Source organism: Mesorhizobium sp. M8A.F.Ca.ET.208.01.1.1 (assembly GCF_004791315.1).
Taxonomy (GTDB): Bacteria; Pseudomonadota; Alphaproteobacteria; order Rhizobiales; family Rhizobiaceae; genus Mesorhizobium.
In genome coordinates this window covers 1-349 of record NZ_SRUT01000156.1, presented here as the reverse complement: position 1 = coordinate 349, position 349 = coordinate 1, and the positions used below count along the sequence as shown (strand labels likewise).

Sequence of the window (349 nt, the reverse complement as noted above, 5' to 3'; positions counted from 1 at the left end):
GAATCCGGACGATACGCCAACATGCGACTTCTGCTGGTTGAGGATGACCCAAGGACGGCCGACTACATCGTCAGGGGGCTCTGCGAAGCCGGGCACGCCTGCGACCTCTTGCGCAACGGCCATGACGCGCTCGTCGCGGCGACCCGCGACGCCTATGACGTCATCGTGGCCGACCGCATGGTTCCCGGCCTCGACGGCCTTTCCATGATCAAGGCGGTGCGCGCGGCGGGCGTCACGACGCCGACCATATTCCTGACCTCGATCGGCGGCGTCGACGACCGGGTCGAAGGGCTCGAGGCCGGCGGCGACGACTATCTCGTCAAGCCTTTCGCCTTTTCCGAGCTGCTCG

At 66.5% G+C, this 349-nt stretch carries 1 protein-coding gene; it reads left to right on the top strand.

Annotated features, from left to right (window positions below; all coding sequences use genetic code 11):
- Positions 1 to 21: 21 nt before the first annotated feature.
- A partial coding sequence (locus tag EN851_RS34700; protein ID WP_135931082.1) for a response regulator occupies positions 22 to 349 on the top strand: 328 nt, incomplete at its 3' end.